This window comes from Microbulbifer sp. JSM ZJ756, from assembly GCF_044383805.1.
Taxonomy (GTDB): Bacteria; Pseudomonadota; Gammaproteobacteria; order Pseudomonadales; family Cellvibrionaceae; genus Microbulbifer; species Microbulbifer zhoushanensis.
Map to the genome: position 1 here is coordinate 178772 of NZ_JBISER010000008.1, position 15577 is coordinate 194348.

Annotated in this window: 17 protein-coding genes; 8 read left to right on the forward strand and 9 right to left on the reverse strand. The window is 60.6% G+C overall.

Annotation, left to right across the window (positions count from 1 at the left end; all coding sequences use genetic code 11):
• Window positions 1–12 precede the first annotated feature (12 nt).
• Both ACH6CX_RS13940 and ACH6CX_RS13945 read left to right on the forward strand, forming a co-directional pair.
• On the forward strand, window positions 13–693 hold the full coding sequence (locus ACH6CX_RS13940) for a tetratricopeptide repeat protein (protein ID WP_232941071.1): 681 nt from the start codon (window positions 13–15) through the stop codon (window positions 691–693).
• Window positions 694–1177: 484 nt separating this feature from the next.
• Complete coding sequence (locus ACH6CX_RS13945; RefSeq protein WP_232941069.1) at window positions 1178–1588, forward strand: 3D domain-containing protein; 411 nt, start codon at window positions 1178–1180, stop codon at window positions 1586–1588.
• Window positions 1589–1724: 136 nt separating this feature from the next.
• Here ACH6CX_RS13945 and ACH6CX_RS13950 read toward each other — a convergent pair whose 3' ends face one another.
• Together ACH6CX_RS13950 and ACH6CX_RS13955 are read right to left on the reverse strand one after the other, a co-directional pair.
• Window positions 1725–2291 (reverse strand): hypothetical protein, encoded by a 567-nt coding sequence (locus ACH6CX_RS13950; protein WP_232941067.1) that lies wholly within the window; start codon window positions 2289–2291, stop codon window positions 1725–1727.
• Between the two features lie 181 nt (window positions 2292–2472).
• The gene (locus ACH6CX_RS13955; protein WP_232941062.1) at window positions 2473–2727 is read right to left on the reverse strand and encodes a baseplate wedge protein 53; all 255 of its coding nucleotides are present in this window, start codon (window positions 2725–2727) and stop codon (window positions 2473–2475) included.
• 240 nt (window positions 2728–2967) lie between these two features.
• Between ACH6CX_RS13955 and ACH6CX_RS13960 the strand changes: the two genes are divergently transcribed.
• Window positions 2968–3981: a rhodanese-related sulfurtransferase gene (locus tag ACH6CX_RS13960; protein WP_232941060.1), complete on the forward strand. Its 1014-nt coding sequence runs from the start codon at window positions 2968–2970 to the stop codon at window positions 3979–3981.
• 88 nt (window positions 3982–4069) lie between these two features.
• On the opposite strand, the gene apbC is transcribed toward ACH6CX_RS13960, so the two are convergent.
• On the reverse strand, window positions 4070–5224 hold the full coding sequence (gene apbC / locus ACH6CX_RS13965; protein WP_233006727.1) for an iron-sulfur cluster carrier protein ApbC: 1155 nt from the start codon (window positions 5222–5224) through the stop codon (window positions 4070–4072).
• Window positions 5225–5463: 239 nt separating this feature from the next.
• Here apbC and metG point away from each other — a divergent pair, with 239 nt between their 5' ends.
• From metG to ACH6CX_RS13985, 4 genes are all read left to right on the forward strand, one after another.
• Window positions 5464–7491: a methionine--tRNA ligase gene (gene metG, locus ACH6CX_RS13970; RefSeq protein WP_396675577.1), complete on the forward strand. Its 2028-nt coding sequence runs from the start codon at window positions 5464–5466 to the stop codon at window positions 7489–7491.
• Between the two features lie 111 nt (window positions 7492–7602).
• Entirely contained in the window at window positions 7603–8538 is a 936-nt protein-coding gene (locus ACH6CX_RS13975) for a D-2-hydroxyacid dehydrogenase (RefSeq protein ID WP_396675579.1), read from the forward strand.
• Window positions 8539–8833: 295 nt separating this feature from the next.
• Entirely contained in the window at window positions 8834–9082 is a 249-nt protein-coding gene (locus ACH6CX_RS13980) for a hypothetical protein (RefSeq protein ID WP_232941053.1), read from the forward strand.
• Between the two features lie 72 nt (window positions 9083–9154).
• A complete protein-coding gene (locus tag ACH6CX_RS13985; RefSeq protein ID WP_237063564.1) occupies window positions 9155–9634 on the forward strand; it encodes a hypothetical protein in 480 nt (159 codons plus the stop codon).
• Here the strand turns inward: ACH6CX_RS13985 and ACH6CX_RS13990 are convergent.
• Window positions 9627–9800 (reverse strand): hypothetical protein, encoded by a 174-nt coding sequence (locus tag ACH6CX_RS13990; protein WP_232941050.1) that lies wholly within the window; start codon window positions 9798–9800, stop codon window positions 9627–9629. The two genes, ACH6CX_RS13985 and ACH6CX_RS13990, sit on opposite strands and share 8 nt — an antisense overlap.
• Before the next feature lie 185 nt (window positions 9801–9985).
• Entirely contained in the window at window positions 9986–11089 is a 1104-nt protein-coding gene (locus ACH6CX_RS13995; protein ID WP_237063567.1) for a hypothetical protein, read from the reverse strand.
• 409 nt (window positions 11090–11498) lie between these two features.
• On the opposite strand from ACH6CX_RS13995, the gene ACH6CX_RS14000 reads away from it, so the two are divergent.
• Window positions 11499–12383, forward strand: coding sequence for an NAD-dependent protein deacetylase (locus ACH6CX_RS14000; protein ID WP_232941048.1), 885 nt, complete (start codon window positions 11499–11501; stop codon window positions 12381–12383).
• A 12-nt stretch (window positions 12384–12395) separates the two neighbouring features.
• Here ACH6CX_RS14000 and ACH6CX_RS14005 read toward each other — a convergent pair whose 3' ends face one another.
• The 4 genes from ACH6CX_RS14005 to ACH6CX_RS14020 form a co-directional block, all read right to left on the reverse strand.
• The gene (locus ACH6CX_RS14005) at window positions 12396–12725 is read right to left on the reverse strand and encodes a hypothetical protein (RefSeq protein WP_232941047.1); all 330 of its coding nucleotides are present in this window, start codon (window positions 12723–12725) and stop codon (window positions 12396–12398) included.
• 18 nt (window positions 12726–12743) lie between these two features.
• On the reverse strand, window positions 12744–13625 hold the full coding sequence (yghU, locus tag ACH6CX_RS14010) for a glutathione-dependent disulfide-bond oxidoreductase (RefSeq protein ID WP_237063569.1): 882 nt from the start codon (window positions 13623–13625) through the stop codon (window positions 12744–12746).
• Window positions 13626–13838: 213 nt separating this feature from the next.
• On the reverse strand, window positions 13839–14288 hold the full coding sequence (locus tag ACH6CX_RS14015) for an SgcJ/EcaC family oxidoreductase (RefSeq protein ID WP_232941045.1): 450 nt from the start codon (window positions 14286–14288) through the stop codon (window positions 13839–13841).
• 342 nt (window positions 14289–14630) lie between these two features.
• Window positions 14631–15485, reverse strand: coding sequence for a GNAT family N-acetyltransferase (locus ACH6CX_RS14020; RefSeq protein WP_237063571.1), 855 nt, complete (start codon window positions 15483–15485; stop codon window positions 14631–14633).
• Between the last annotated feature and the right edge of the window lie 92 nt (window positions 15486–15577).

Sequence of the window (15577 nt, forward strand, 5' to 3'; positions counted from 1 at the left end):
GAAGCGACCGCGATGTATCGACTGCTGACACCCCTGTTGCTGGCCGGCCTGTTGGCAGGCAATGCCCTGGCGGAGGCCACCCCGCCGGTCACCAGCCTGGTGGAATCCGCCGAGGCCCGGGCGCTGGAAGGGGACTTCGACGCCGCCCTGCCGCTGTATGAGCGCGCCATTGCAGGCCTGGGCGATGAACCGGCCCGGCAGCACGCGTTGCGCTATCGCTACGGCATCGTGCTCAATGCCCTGGGGGCACGGGAGGATCCCGATACCTTTTATCCACTGGCGCGGGCCCAGTTCTCCGCCGTACTCGACTACCTTGGTGAGGGCGGCGAGCTGGAGCATTCGGCGGCCCGCGTCAGCTCTGCCCTGGCGCACACCCTCCACCAGCAGGCCCCCTATGCCCGCAGCCCCCTGCACCAGTCGCAGATGCTGCGCCGGGCCTACCTCCTGTACAACGACGCGGCTTCGGGCCTGGCCCGGGAACAGGAGTGGCACAATCTGGCCATTACCTACTTCAACCTGGGCCAGGTATGCGAATGGCAGGGCAACCTGGAGGAAGCCATCGAGTGGCTGGAAAAGGCCGTGGCGCTGGACGCACGCCACGGATTCCCGGACCTGGAAGAGGACCGCGCCTACCTCTATGCCCTGCGTGAACAGGTCAATCCCCCGGCCCGGGCCAGCGCAACCGCCCTGTGACCAGGCGGCCAGCACCCATCAACACCCCACCGCCCCGCCAATCCGACGGTTTTCGGCCGCTTCGGACCAGCGGTCACAAATAATTTACTGCAGAATTTTCTCCGGCGGATTCCCGATTAGGAGGAGTGTTTCGTTCGGTTTTTAACCACACCCGAAGATGACATCGCTGTCACCGCGCCGACAAAGCACTGCAACCATGTGCTAGTACAAACTATTTTTTTCAGTCACATATTCACCAGAAATTCATTTGAAAGAATGAAGTTCTCAAAAAACATGATTTCTGGAATTAATGCATCAATGGCAGCGCTGACATTGATACCGGCGGACGCTGTTTAAAAAATGCACAGAAGGATTTGATTAACCGGACCCAACCCGTAATATAGCCACCACTGATTAATTATTAATCAGTTATTTCCAAACTAACTTGGAAATGTCACTGGGCCCCCGGGCCGGTGACCAACTGATTCCTGGAGGTAACGGGAAAATGCTGAAACAGACTCTGCGCAATTTTGTATTTCTTATGACCGCCGTCCTTGCGGCCTCTGTGAGCCTGAATGCATCTGCCGCCGTTAAGAAAGAAAAAACCATGGTTGTAGACGCCACCGCTTACAACTCGGTGCCCGGCCAGACGGACGACGATCCCTGGGTAGCGGCGTGGAACAACCGCCTGCGTCCCGGCCAGAAAGTGATCGCAGTGTCCCGTGACCTCGAGAAGCATGGACTGACCAACGGCGCCAAGGTGAAGATCGAGGGCCTGCCCGGCACCTATACCGTGCGCGACCGGATGAACAAGCGCTTCAAGAACCGTATCGATGTGTGGATGGAGAAAGACATCAAGAAAGCCCGCAAGTGGGGCAAGAAAAAGCTGAAGATCGTGTATCAACCGGTCAAGTAAGCCAACAATTCACACTAACTAACAACAGTAACTGACCGCGGCTATCACCGCGGCCTCAAACGCCCCGCCCCGCGGGGCTTTTTTTTGCCTGCGAAAAAATAGCCGGCACTTCAACCCGGAACCCGGAACCCGGATTTCAGGGTTCGGTTTCCGCGTCGATTCCCGGAAGCTCTCGGCATTTTTCGTGGCTGGTATGGAAGCGACCCGGCTGGCGATCCCGGTTATAGCGGAATCGTGGGCCATCCTCACGGAACACAATCAGGTACTCCTCCTTTTTCCACTGACCACCTGTGCGGAACTCGGTCAGCCAGAGCAGTGCCTGCTCGCCCTCGTAGCAGCGACCGTAAAAAAGCCGGGTTCTCTCCACCAGTTCCTTACTGAGGTAATCGCGGTACTGACCCGGGTAAGTAAAGCGGTCACTGGAAATCGATACCTCTGTTTCACGGTTGTCGCCGTGGCCCTCTCCCGGCCTGCCGCGGGGTACCCGCTGGATATAGATTGAGGTGTTTTCATCGCAGTCGATACAGCTGCGTCCCGCAATCACCGCATAACCATCGAGCTCGGCTACCAGCCGGGCCTCCGCCAGGTGAGTCTCAAGCAGGCGGTCACCGGGCAGGCGCACGTCCACTGCATACACTGACCCGCAAGCCAGGGACAACAGGAGGGGGGAAAGCAATACAAGCAGGGGTTTTATTGCGGACATCGACAGGGGCACCGCTCTCAGTCACCGGGTGGGTCACCGGAAGCATTCTTTCCGTAGAGCTTCGCGGTGCCCCGTGATTGGGTAGTGCGCTGTCACACTGTCGCGAATCCCTGCCAATTAAAACGATAGCAGGGAATTCGGGAAGTGGTGGTTGGGGAGCGGGCGGGAGGAAAGGCTGGTTTCAGCTCTCCTGTTCTTCCACCGGTCCGACAAAGGTGGCTATACCCTCCTCGCGCAGGGCATCCAGGGCCTCCTCGAGGGCCTCACGCTCCGTTTCGAAGGCATCCTCCCAGACGGTGGAATTGTCATTCTCGTCGACAATTTCCAGCAACCAGCCACCCTCGCCATCCTCGTAAATATCGATATGGACGTTCAGCCCATCCTCGCTGTAGGCCTGGCTCAGCTCGGATTCGCGGGGTTCAAATTCATCTTCCATGGGGTGCCTCACTTCGGGCCGGTCACTGGGGTCGCAGCACTGTGACAAGATGCGGCCGGCCGGTCAATCAAAATCTGTCGCGGGATCGCGAGCCAGGGCTGCGAAACTGCCCATTAAATGTACGACAAACGTCCCGGTGTGCGTTAAAATGCGCGGCGATTTTTAGCCCCGCCCTGGCCAGGTCCAGGCCGGGAATGTTTTGCCCCGGATTTACGCTCCGGCCCGCAACGAGGAAAACCCATGTCCCACCAGTACGTAGTCTGTGCGCTCTACAAGTTCGTCACCCTGGACGACTTCGAATCCCTCCGCGAGCCCCTCCTTGAAGTCATGCTGGAACACCGCGTGCGCGGCACCCTGCTGCTCGCCCGGGAGGGCATCAATGGCACTGTCGCCGGCTCCCGCGAGGCCATCGACACCCTGCTCGCCTACCTGAAAAGCGACCCGCGGCTGGCGGAACTGGATTACAAGGAGTCCTACACCGATTCCGCCCCCTTCCGGCGCAGCAAGGTGAAGCTCAAGCGCGAGATTGTCACCATGGGCGTCGAGGGTATCGACCCGCGCCAGACCGTGGGCACCTATGTAAAGCCGGCAGACTGGAATGCGCTGATCAGCGACCCCGAGGTGGTGCTGATCGATACCCGCAACGACTACGAGTACCAGGTGGGCACCTTCGAGAAGGCGGTCAACCCCAATACCGAAAGCTTCCGGGAATTCCCCCAGTATGTGAAAGACAACCTGGACCCACAGAAGCACAAGAAAGTGGCCATGTTCTGCACCGGCGGTATCCGCTGTGAGAAGTCCACTGCGTACCTGAAGGAGCAGGGTTTCGAGGAGGTGTACCACCTGCAGGGGGGCATCCTGAAGTACCTGGAGGAAGTCCCCAAGGAAGAAACCAAGTGGCATGGCGAGTGCTTCGTCTTCGATGACCGCGTGACCGTGAACCACGACCTCGAGCGCGGCGAGTACCAGCAGTGCAATGCCTGCCGCATGCCGGTCACAGAAGAGGAAATGCAGTCACCGCAGTTCGAGCAGGGCGTCAGCTGCCCGCACTGTTTTGACAAGGTCTCGGACGCCGATCGCGCGCGTTTCCGCGAACGGGAGAAGCAAATCCAGCTGGCCAAACAGCGCGGCGAGGAGCATATCGGCCACGATGCCCGCGAGACCACCGCCGAGCGCCGCCGCCGCAAGCAGGCATTGCGCCGGCAGCAGGCGGAGCAGGCAAAGCAGGAAGAACTGCGCAGCCAGCGCGCCTGAGCGGGAAGCTCCCAGGTTCCGCCGGGACAAAAAAGGCCGGCCCGGTGCATCCGGGCCGGCCTTTTTGGTTAACCACCCCGCAGGATCGTCAGTCGATTTCTATCTCCGGCATTCCTTCCCCCTCGCCACTGCGCAACCACAGCTCCGCTCCCGCACGCCGGGCGATCTCGCGGTAGTGGCGCGCCACCTCGCCGTCCGGCTCCGCCACCACACTGGGCCGGCCGCTGTCGGTGCCCTCGCGGATCGACATGGCCAGTGGCAGCTTGCCCAGCAGGCCGGTGTCGTAGTCGGCCGCGATGCGCTCGCCGCCACCGGCACCGAATACCGGTTCGGTATGGCCGCAGTTGGAGCAGGTGTGCAGTGACATGTTCTCGACTATCCCGAGCACCGGCACATCGACCTTGCGGAACATCTCCACCCCCTTGATGGCATCCTTGAGGGCCAGGTCCTGGGGCGTGGTAACGATCACCGCGCCCGCCAGGGTGGCTTTCTGGGCCAGGGTCAGCTGGATGTCGCCGGTGCCCGGGGGCATATCGACCACCAGGTAGTCGAGTTCCTCATCCCCCTGGCACCAGAGGGTCTGGGTCAGGATCTGGTTGAGGGCACCGCTGGCCATGGGTCCGCGCCAGACGGCCGGGGTATCCTCGGTCAGGAGGTAGCCGATAGACATGGTCTTGAGGCCCAGGGCCTCCACCGGCAGGAAGAACTTCTGTTCCCGCACTTCCGGCCGGGCGTCCTCGGTGCCCAGCATGGTAGGCAGGCTGGGGCCGTAGATATCGGCATCCAGCAGGCCCACGCTGGCGCCTTCTGCCACCAGTGCCAGCGCCAGGTTGACGGCAGTGGTGGACTTGCCCACCCCGCCCTTGCCGGAGGCCACGGCGATAATGTTCTTCACACCACGCATGTGCACGGGCACCTCCCCGGCATCGGTGGTGGGGATATCGGTGAACAGCTCGAACTGCAGCCCCGCGTCCCCCAGCGGCCCGCCACGCAGCGAGGGCATACAGGCCTCCCGGATCCGCTCACGCCACTCGCCTTCCTGGCTGGAGCAGGGGTATCCCAGGGTAATGCCCACAAAGACGGTACCGTCCTCGTAGCCCACCTCGATATCCGCCTCCAGCTCATCCAGTATCCGCCCGGTGCCCGGATCATGCAGGCTGCCCAGGCACTCCGCCAGCCGCTCCAGCTCTGCCTGTACATCGGCCGGCAGGTCTTCGTGTTCGTGGTCGTGTTCGCTCACCATCATCCCTCTTTCCGGTGGGTATCGTTCGGTGCGTGCATTGTGTCCGATGGGTCCGCCCAATTCTAGCCGCCCCGGGGGCAGCAGGCCCCGCCGCCCTCCCAGCAAGGCCGCAGATCTGCTATATTCGCCGGTCTTTTTACCGTGGCCGCAACCCTGTGGCCGGAATCCGCCGATTTCACCAGGGAATCGGCGCGAATCAGCGAACCAGCGAACCAGCGAACCAGCAGATGGAAGAACCGATGTCCGACAAGCGCAACATCCTTGTTACCAGCGCCCTGCCCTACGCCAATGGCTCCCTGCACCTGGGCCATATCCTGGAATACATCCAGACCGACATCTGGGCGCGTTTCCAGCGCGCGCGTGGCCACGACTGCCTGTACATGTGCGCCGACGATGCCCACGGCACCGCCATCATGCTGAAAGCCGAGCAACTGGGCCTGACCCCGGAACAGCACATCGCCAATATGCAGGCGGAGCACGAGAGGGATTTCGCCGACTTCCTGATCGGCGTGGACAACTACCATTCCACCCACTCGGACGAGAACCGCGAGCTGTCAGCGATGATCTACAAGCGGCTGCGCGACAACGGCCATATCGCTACCCGCACCATTACCCAGGCGTTCGACCCGGAAAAAAACCTGTTCCTGGCCGACCGCTACATCAAGGGCACCTGCCCGCGCTGCAAGACGCCGGACCAGTATGGTGACAACTGCGAGGCCTGTGGTGCCACCTACAGCCCCACCGAACTGATCGACCCGGTATCCGCCATTTCAGGCGCAACGCCGGTGGAGAAGGAGTCCGAGCACTTCTTCTTCACCCTGCCGGAGTTCACCGACTTCCTGAAGCAGTGGACCCGCTCCGGCACCCTGCAGGACGAGGTGGCCAACAAACTGTCCGAGTGGCTCGATGAAGGCCTGCAGCAATGGGATATCTCCCGCGACGCACCCTACTTCGGCTTCGAGATCCCCGACGCCCCCGGCAAGTATTTTTATGTCTGGCTCGACGCCCCCATCGGCTACATGGCCAGCCTGAAAAACTATTGCGACACAAAGGGCCTGGACTGGCAGGACTACTGGAAAAAAGACAGCGATGCCGAGGTGTACCATTTTATCGGCAAGGATATCGTCAATTTCCACGCGCTGTTCTGGCCCTCCATGCTCGACTCCGCCGATTTCCGCACCCCGACCAAGGTCTGCGTACACGGTTTCCTGACCGTAAACGGCAAGAAGATGTCCAAGTCCCGCGGCACCTTTATCAATGCGCGCAATTACCTGGACCACCTGCACCCGGAATACCTGCGGTACTACTTTGCCGCCAAGCTGACTGGCGGTGTCGACGACCTGGACCTGAACCTGGAAGACTTTATTGCCCGGGTGAATTCCGACCTGGTGGGCAAGGTGGTCAACATTGCCTCGCGCACCGCCAAGTTTGTGAGCAAGTCCGGCGGCGTGCTGGCCGACCAGCTGGCGGACGAGGCGCTCTGGAACCAGTTTGTGGAGGCGGCGCCCCGTATCGCCGAATTTTACGAAAGCCGCGAATACGCCCGCGCCATGCGCGAGATCATGGCGCTGGCGGATGCCGCCAATGCCTGGATTGCCGACAAGGCGCCCTGGTCACTGGCGAAAGAGGAAGGCAGGGAAGCCGAGGTACTGGCCATCTGCTCCCAGGGCGTCAACATGTTCCGCGCACTGATCACCTGGCTGGCGCCGGTGCTGCCGGAAACCGCGAAAAAGGCCGAGGCTTTCCTGGGCGCGGAGCTGGACTGGCACGCCGCCACCACACCGCTGTCCGGTCATACCATCAACAAGTTCAAGCCGCTGATGCAGCGGATCGAGCAGAAGCAGGTGGATGCGGTACTGGAAGCGGCGAAGGAGTCCCTGGCCCAGCTACAGGCGGAAACAAAACCGCTCAGCGGCCCGCTGGCGGACGATCCCATCGCCGACGAGATCCAGTTCGATGACTTCGCCAAAGTGGACCTGCGCATTGCCCTGATTGCCAATGCCGAGCATGTGGAAGGCGCGGGCAAACTGCTCAAGCTGACCCTGGACCTGGGCGGCGAGACCCGGCAGGTGTTCGCCGGCATCAAGAGCGCCTACAAGCCCGAGGACCTGGTGGGCAAGCACACCGTGATGGTAGCCAACCTGGCCCCGCGCAAGATGCGCTTCGGTGTGAGCGAGGGCATGGTGCTGGCCGCCGGGCCCGGCGGCAAGGACCTGTGGATCCTCGAGCCCCACGCGGGCGCCCAGCCGGGCATGCGTGTGATGTAAACCCTGTAGGAGCGGCCGCTGGCCGCGATCCGGGTTGAGATTATATTTCGCCCTCGATCGTGGCCAGCGGCCGCTCCTACGAAAACTCTTCAACTTACAGGGATGGCCAGAATGCGCGGCGTCTTCCTCGACACCCTCACCATGAAACTCGAAGAGCTGGACACCTCCGGCCTGGAAGCGAGCCTCGAGCACTGGGACCTGTATGAATCCACCGCCCCCGAACAGGTAGCGGATCGCATCGCCGGCGCCGACGTGGTCATCACCAACAAGGTGGTACTGGATCGCGAGCTGATCGAAAACGCCGCCCGCCTGAAACTGATCTGTGTCTGTGCCACCGGCACCAACAATATCGACCACGAAGCTGCGGAAGAACGGGGCATCCCGGTGCGCAATGTGGCCGGCTATGCCCAGGCATCAGTACCACAGCATGCCCTGGCCTTGATCCTGGCCCTCGCCACTCGCTGGCATCAATACCACAGTGACGTTGTGGCCGGGCACTGGAGTGAATCCCCCGTGTTCACCATGCTGGATTACCCGGTGATGGAACTGGCCGGCAAGAAACTGGGCATCATCGGCTACGGTGACCTCGGCCGGAAAACCGCCGAACTGGGTCGCGCGCTGGGTATGGAAATCCTGGTGGCCGAGTCCTTTACCGGCGAAAAGAAGGCCGGACGCACTCCTCTCGGGCAACTGCTGGCGGAGGCCGATGTCATCAGCCTGCACTGCCCGCTGACAGACGAGACCGACAAACTGGTCGACAGGGAATTCCTTGCCGCCATGAGGGCCGGCGCCCTGCTGGTAAACACCGCCCGCGGCGGGCTGGTGGACGAAGCGGCGCTGGCAGAAGCCCTTGAGAACGGCCATCTCGGCGGCGCAGCACTGGATGTGCTGAGCGTGGAACCACCACCGGCCGATCACCCGCTGCTGGCGGGCGATATCCCCAACCTCATCATCACTCCGCACAGCGCCTGGATCAGCCGCGAGAGCCGCCAGCGGCTGCTGGATGGTGTGGTAGCCAACATTGAGGAATGGCGCCGATCCGCCTGAGTCACCACCCGGGCGGCACGCGCCCGGCGATCACTTCCCGCTGACCATCGCCTGCCGCACAGGCGGCGTGGCCCACTGCGACCAGGGGCCTGCACACAGTCACCTCACTCAGTGCCAGGTTCCGGCATCCGGTTACCGGACCGCCTTCCCGCTGCCGTGCGTCCCGGAGGGCCGGTGCAGTAACAGCGCTGCAAAGCTGTGGATTAGCGGTCAGCCTAATTCGCGGTCCCGCATACCAATTTCCGATGGCGACTCTACGATTCATAGACAGAACCCTGACGTGAGGAAATTTCTTATGGCTACTGCAAAAGCCCCCAACAGTTCCAGCCAGGAAAAACTGAGGCAGGCCTACCACCTTGCCGGTGAGGCAGCTTCTGACCAGGCTGCACACCTGCGTGAACGCGCACGCTCCTCGGTCGAGAACAGCAAGCGCCGCGCCACCGACCTGGAGCAGCGCTTCGAGTCCTCAATCAGGAAGCATCCGGTGGCCAGCGTGGGTTGTGCATTCGCCGTCGGCTGGGTTATTGCAAAACTACTGAAGTGATACCGCGCGAGCCCCGCTCGCCCGTTCACTCTTTCCAGGCAACTGATACAAGGTTCCGGGAACCCGATACTGATGCAGAAAGATCAAGATCCAGCACCGGACAACAGAGATTCCGAACCGGCCGCGCAGGAACGCGGCCGGACTTCTTTTGATTCATCACAGGAGAAGCCGGAGCCCCGGGAGCCCAGCCCACTGGCACAGGTTGAAGCAACAATGACACTGGTGTCCGCGTGGCTCAACAATCTGCAGACACTGTTCAGGCTGGAACTTGACCGTACGATAGAGGCCGGTCGGCGCATGCTGGCCATACAGCTCGTACTGCTGCCACTGGGCATCGCCTTCCTACTGAGTCTCTGTGCCGGCGTCGGCCTACTTGCCTATTACTTCTCACAGTCGGTGTATATCGGCTTCACCGCTTTTGTGCTGGCCCAGCTGGTACTGCTCACGGCAATGATGCTGTACATGAAAAAACTCCGCGGCCTGCTCGGCTTCAGCGAGACGCGCAAGCAGGCCCGGGAGGCTATGGACAATGTCCTTGAAACACTTAAATAACCGCGTTGCGGAATGCTGCCGGGAAATGGATCGCCAGCGTGACGCCATTGTATCCCTGGTTGACGCCCAAAAAGGCGCTATTGACCAACGGGCCAGACGCATTCCCTTGCCACTGGCAATGGGCGCGGCAGCTGTAGCGGGCTTTATTGCCCAGCGGTTCTTTCATTCCCCCACCTCCAACCAGCTTCTGCGGCTTTACCTGACCTGGCGGGCCTTTTAGGCGCAGCCTGGCCTGGTACTGCAGGCCAGCGGACGCCGGATAGCAGCCAGGGGAACAACCGCCGCACCCCCGGGACAATAAAAAAGGGGCCGGATAACGGCCCCTTGCAGCTGCCTGGACAGGTGAGAATCTCAATCATCCATTGCCAGCACAGCCTGCTTCATTTCTTTCACGTAACGGTCAACCAGTTGATAGTCCCGATCGGTGCCCCACTCCCGTGAAGCTGCCTTTTCGTAGGCATCCCTGGCTGCGACATAGTTACCGTTTACCCGCTCCTTGAAACCGATATTTGTGTAAGTTGACTTCATATTCTCCTTGTGACCGTCTTCTTTGGGGAACTCCGTCGAGCGCATCTTTTCCAGGTAGGATTTTTTGGTGATCCGGTCGGCAAGATATTGTACATCCGCGGTCAGCAACTCCGCCCACAGCGAACTATTGGCGTCCTGCCAGCTGCCAGACTCCACCAGTGACACCAGCTGTGCCAGGAGTTCACCGGCTTCCTCATCCCGGTCAAGCTCTTTAAGTGCTTTATACCTCGTCAGGCTGAGGCTGACGAAGCGAGGGGATTCCTTGCCGCCGAAATCGATCTTTCCCTGCTCGGCCAGGAATTCCTCAAATTTCCTCTCACGGAACAGGCGGATCATATCCTCGGTATCCGTCACCGCCACCGAGGCATCGACCTCCTCAATCCTCACCTCGCCGACCTCGACCATTCCCTTGCCCGCAATACCGACACCATAGGCAATATAATCAGCCTCATCCGGGATTTGCAGGACCATTTTTTTGGCCTTCCAGTCACTGCTTCCACGGATTGGTGAATAAAACGTGCTATCCCAGGTGAGGTACTTCGCCTGGTCATCCTGCTGATCGACGGCCCCAAAATAAATGGCTACCGATTCCTCGACACCTGTCGGCTTGTAATCAACCACAAGCATGATGCGCTTGTCATGATAGGGGGCCGCTTCAATCTTTTTCTTCATCAGTCCAACGTCGCCGGGTGTAGCATCCCCGGACCGAATGATGATCTTTTCCTCGTCGACCTTTCCGGTTATTTCGAACACGTCAGCGACAGACGCATCGTAAAACCAGTCACCAATTATTTCCTCACCGGTGAACGGCTCCATGGGCTCGAAAAGGCTGTCGGGGAAGGATTTTTCATCGTTTTTTTCCCCGGCGAACACTGCAGTGCTTGCGATAAGCGCAAGGGAAAAACCCATTTTCCTGATCATAGTCATCACAACTCCCTGTAATTTGATAAGTGTGAGCACTTCTCGATACCCGATGCTACAGGGCATAAATAGGCCAAACCACCCGCGGGAAACCTGATGTAAGGTCCTGTAATAAATGACGCCTGGACCTCTTTTTTTATGCCAAAACGTTATACAAATAATTTCGAGTATTGTGAAATCTCGCAGGGTGCCGGCTTTCCAGCCCGGGGAGCGACATCCTCGGGAGCAGCCAGGCCCGGTTCGAGGGGGGCACCCGGCAGCGGCGGCCCGCCGCCAGCTCACGGGCTTGCCCGGCGCACCAATTCAAAAGCGCTCCTCTCTACTATCCGCATGTTGGCAGAATTGTCTTTCTATCCTTCCCGCTGCGGGGCCATTCAATTAGAGTTAACTGAGGAAGTTTTTACCCAGATATAAAATGACTACGACCAAGCAGACAGTGCCCCCAGATCCGCGGCCAGTAACGCCCATCCCTCCGATCGAGGTTGAAGAAGCCGGCCGTAAACTGGCAGCTTTTATCCGTCGCAACCCGCGCCTGCTGGTCCTTACCGGTGCCGGCGTCAGCACGGATTCCGGCATTCCCGACTACCGCGATGAAGACGGCGCCTGGAAGCGCAAGCAGCCGGTGCAGCACCAGGATTTCATGCGCAGTTTCGAGACCCGCCAGCGCTACTGGGGCCGCAGCCTGATCGGCTGGCCGGTCATCCGGCAGTCGCAGCCAAATCCCGCCCACCGGCACCTGGCGGAGCTGGAGCTGCGGAACTGCAGTGAGCTACTGGTTACGCAGAATGTGGACCGGCTGCACCAGCGGGCGGGTAGCCGGAATGTAATCGACCTGCACGGGCGGGCCGACCAGATCATCTGCATGGACTGCGGCTACCGCTGTGACCGGCAGCTGGTGCACGATCGCTGCTTTGCGCTCAATCCGGGATTCCACCAGTACCAGGCCAACACCGCGCCGGATGGCGATGCGGACCTGGAGGTGGATTTCAGTGGCTTTCGCATTGCCGACTGCCCGGACTGCGGTGGCATCCTCAAGCCGGACGTGGTGTTTTTTGGGGATAATGTGCCGCGTAACCGGGTCCGGTCTGCACTGGATGCCCTGCAGGCCAGCGACGGGTTGCTGGTGGTGGGCTCGTCACTGATGGTGTATTCCGGGTTCCGCTTCTGCCGCTATGCGCGGGAGTGGAACAAGCCCATCGCCTCCCTGAACCTGGGCCGCACCCGGGCAGACGATATCATCGACCTCAAACTCAGTGCGCGTATCGGCGAAACCCTGGATGCCACGCTGGCACAGCTCTGAAAACCGGCACTGTCATTGCACAGGGTTGTCCAGCTTCCCGCCCGCGTCAGCGCCATCAGCGGTGTCCTCGCGGCATTCCCAGCCCCAGCTGCGATGGCGGTCGGCAAATTCCCGCGCCCGGGACTCGCAATAGCCGGCGCGGTGCTGCGCGCTCCACAGGGACTGCACCTGACCCGCCTTGGTGTAACGCACCTCACAGGGCACCTTGCGTGGCGGATCGGCAAAAACCACATCGATCCGGCGCTCACGATCCCCGAGTACACAGGTAAAATCCTGCGCCAGGCTGCCGCTGGAAACTGACAACGCGATAAGAAAAGCCGCTAGCACGCCTGCCCTGAACATCTGCAACCTCCCGAGCCGTCACTCGTCGCCGTTACCATCACCGATCTTGTCCTGGGTCCGGTTTTCGAAATCGCTTGCATCATGCCGCTCGTGCAGCTGTTCCTCCGGCTCGCCCCAGGTGCGGTTAACCATACGTCCTCGCTGCACCGCGGGCCGCCGGGCAATTTCATCGGTCCAGCGGAGCACATTGCGATAGGTGTGCGCCTGCAGGAATTCCGCGGCATCGTATACCCTGCCCTTCACCAGCGCGCCATACCAGGGCCAGATCGCCATGTCGGCAATGGTGTATTCACTTCCGGCGATATACGGGTGTTCCGCCAGCTGGCGGTCGAGCACATCCAGCTGGCGTTTCACTTCCATCGTGTAGCGGTTGATCGGGTATTCGTAGGGCTCGGGCGCGTAGGCATAGAAGTGCCCGAAGCCCCCCCCCAGCAGCGGGCCGGCACCCATCTGCCAGAACAGCCAGTTCAGGGCCTCGGTGCGCTGCGCCGGGGTATGCGGCAGGAAGGCACTGAATTTTTCCGCCAGGTAGAGCAGGATGGATCCGCTCTCGAATACCCGGATCGGTGGATGCATGCTCTGGTCAAGCAGGGCCGGTATCTTGGAGTTGGGATTTACGTCGACAAAACCACTGCTGAACTGGTCGCCCTCGGTTATATCGATCAGGAAGGCATCGTATTCCGCCCCATCAAAGCCCAGCGCCAGCAGTTCCTCCAGCATGATAGTGACCTTGACTCCATTGGGTGTGGCCAGCGAGTACAGCTGCAGGGGATGCTCGCCCCGGGGCAGGGCTTTCTCGTGGGTGGGACCGGCGACGGGACGGTTGATATTGGCAAACTTGCCGCCGCTGTCCTGATCCCATTTCCAGACCTTCGGCGGGGTGTAGGTATCGTCGGCCATCTGTGCGACTCCCGCCGGAGCCTGTCGGGAAAAAGCGCCACAGGGACTGCGAAACAGGACCACCCCAATCTTATTATGATCGGCAGCTGGCCCCGGATTCACGGCTTATGCCGTGCGGCGATAAGACAGGCCCGGCACTTGGTTAACAGGGCTGCATTCTGCAGGAAGGATAGTGTGCAGATCCCGAATCGCGACCGCAGCCGTCAGTCGCCCTTAACTGCCTGCTCCCGGCTGTGGCAGGCTACTGTTCCAGATGTCCCGGTGCATTTTCCAGTCTTTCCCGACCTTCTTCCAGGTTACCAGGTACTTACCACTGTCCAGGGTCTGGCCGTCTGGCCCGATCACCGTCGCATTGCCAATCTCTACTGCCGTGCCCCCGAGGCTTTCCACCTCGACGGTCTGCAGCTTTATCTGGATGCCGGCATCCATCATGCCCTGGAATACTTTACGGACGGCGTCGCGACCACTCAGCATCCCGCTATTGGGCGGCAACAGCTGGGTGTCCGTGGTATAGATGGCTGCCAGCTCTTCGGCATCGCCCTGTTCAAGGGCATGCATCCATTTTGCGTTGGCGGCCTCAATGCCGGCACGGACAGTGCCATTATCGTTTTCTTCAGGTGCTTCGCAGCCGACGGCAACGAATGCCAGAAAAATTACAAACAAGGGGACTCTGGGAAATTTCATTAATCATGCCTCCTGGCAATACTCTCTTATTGCAACGATTTGCAGCGTTTTACGCTGGCTGATACTGCCGTGTGCAAGAGGATGGTCGGGACACAAGGCCCCTGACTGCGGGGCATAGTTCTTATCGTTTTATGATTTATGTCAGCGGGGTAAGTACGCAACGTAGGCCCACGCACCCGCAGAAACTTAATAATTTTGATTAACTGATAACATCACAGGTGCCGCGGGTATTGCAATGCCGCACTGCCAGCAAAGACCACTAAAGTGGGGCTCACGCGGCATTGACGTCGGAAATGGCGCCGGCCAGCCAGCCCGGGCGGTCTATCCCAGTTCAAAGGAGGTTATTCCGAAAACCCGCTCCAGGGGCAACTGCGGCGGTGGCCCGGAGTACATACGGGCAGTCTCAAACACCATCTCCATCCTGTGACGCTCTACCAGTTTCTGCGCCTGGGGGTTCACCTCGGGAATATCCAGGTAGACGGGGCGCCCGGTGGGCACACTGGCCGTCAGGGCCAAAAAAAGGCGTTCGGCCAGGTCCGCGTCGTCGGCGAATAACGGGCCTATCTTGTAGCCCTCGCGACAGGTCCGCATCACGCCGTATCCGTGTAATTCGTCATTTTCCACCGCTCCCAGTGCCACCGAGTCCGGCTGGGAGATCCAGGCATGCAGGAAATGCTCACGCGGGGCGGGGAATAACTGGTGGTCATAGGTGGCGACCTCCGCGAACGGGACCCAGGAGAGAGGCACCACGGCGTGAGTATCCTGCGCTCCAGCGGTCCCCTGTCCGGTCAGGCCCAGGTAGCGCATATTGCGGTGGGCCAGGCCAAACCCGGCCTGGCGATAGTTTTCCTGCTGGGCCACCACGCCGTCCAGGCCCATGGTACGACCCGCAAGGTAGTCCATCCCGGCCGCAGCCAGGCGCTCGCCGTAGCCGCAGCCGCGGCGCGCCGGATCAACGATATACAGCCCGAGAAAACCGAAGTCCTCGCCATAGCGCACCGCTGAGATGCAGCCCACCGGCTTGTCGTCCTCAAGGCCGATAAAGAAGCCGCGCGGGTCGGCCGCATAAAAACAGGCAGCGTCATGTAGCCCCGGGTTCCAGCCCTCCCGCTGGGCCCAGTCCAGTGCGAGGCAGAGTTCTGACGGGTGCATATTGCGGATTGTAAAGTCGCTCACAAGCCCCTCTCCAGCCAGTTCAATGTCCGGTTACTTGTGTCCTAACTGTAGTCTCGCCGGCGGGAGAATAAAGCGGCCATCGAGGCCGGGGC

Excerpts from the sequence above, each read along its gene's own strand:
- ACH6CX_RS13940 (WP_232941071.1), top strand. The coding sequence starts at position 13 with ATGTATCGACTGCTGACACCCCTGTTGCTGGCCGGCCTGTTGGCAGGC.
- ACH6CX_RS13945 (WP_232941069.1), top strand. The coding sequence starts at position 1,178 with ATGCTGAAACAGACTCTGCGCAATTTTGTATTTCTTATGACCGCCGTC.
- ACH6CX_RS13950 (WP_232941067.1), bottom strand. The coding sequence starts at position 2,291 with ATGTCCGCAATAAAACCCCTGCTTGTATTGCTTTCCCCCCTCCTGTTG.
- ACH6CX_RS13955 (WP_232941062.1), bottom strand. The coding sequence starts at position 2,727 with ATGGAAGATGAATTTGAACCCCGCGAATCCGAGCTGAGCCAGGCCTAC.
- ACH6CX_RS13960 (WP_232941060.1), top strand. The coding sequence starts at position 2,968 with ATGTCCCACCAGTACGTAGTCTGTGCGCTCTACAAGTTCGTCACCCTG.
- apbC (WP_233006727.1), bottom strand. The coding sequence starts at position 5,224 with ATGGTGAGCGAACACGACCACGAACACGAAGACCTGCCGGCCGATGTA.
- metG (WP_396675577.1), top strand. The coding sequence starts at position 5,464 with ATGTCCGACAAGCGCAACATCCTTGTTACCAGCGCCCTGCCCTACGCC.
- ACH6CX_RS13975 (WP_396675579.1), top strand. The coding sequence starts at position 7,603 with ATGCGCGGCGTCTTCCTCGACACCCTCACCATGAAACTCGAAGAGCTG.
- ACH6CX_RS13980 (WP_232941053.1), top strand. The coding sequence starts at position 8,834 with ATGGCTACTGCAAAAGCCCCCAACAGTTCCAGCCAGGAAAAACTGAGG.
- ACH6CX_RS13985 (WP_237063564.1), top strand. The coding sequence starts at position 9,155 with ATGCAGAAAGATCAAGATCCAGCACCGGACAACAGAGATTCCGAACCG.
- ACH6CX_RS13990 (WP_232941050.1), bottom strand. The coding sequence starts at position 9,800 with ATGAAAGAACCGCTGGGCAATAAAGCCCGCTACAGCTGCCGCGCCCAT.
- ACH6CX_RS13995 (WP_237063567.1), bottom strand. The coding sequence starts at position 11,089 with ATGACTATGATCAGGAAAATGGGTTTTTCCCTTGCGCTTATCGCAAGC.
- ACH6CX_RS14000 (WP_232941048.1), top strand. The coding sequence starts at position 11,499 with ATGACTACGACCAAGCAGACAGTGCCCCCAGATCCGCGGCCAGTAACG.
- ACH6CX_RS14005 (WP_232941047.1), bottom strand. The coding sequence starts at position 12,725 with ATGTTCAGGGCAGGCGTGCTAGCGGCTTTTCTTATCGCGTTGTCAGTT.
- yghU (WP_237063569.1), bottom strand. The coding sequence starts at position 13,625 with ATGGCCGACGATACCTACACCCCGCCGAAGGTCTGGAAATGGGATCAG.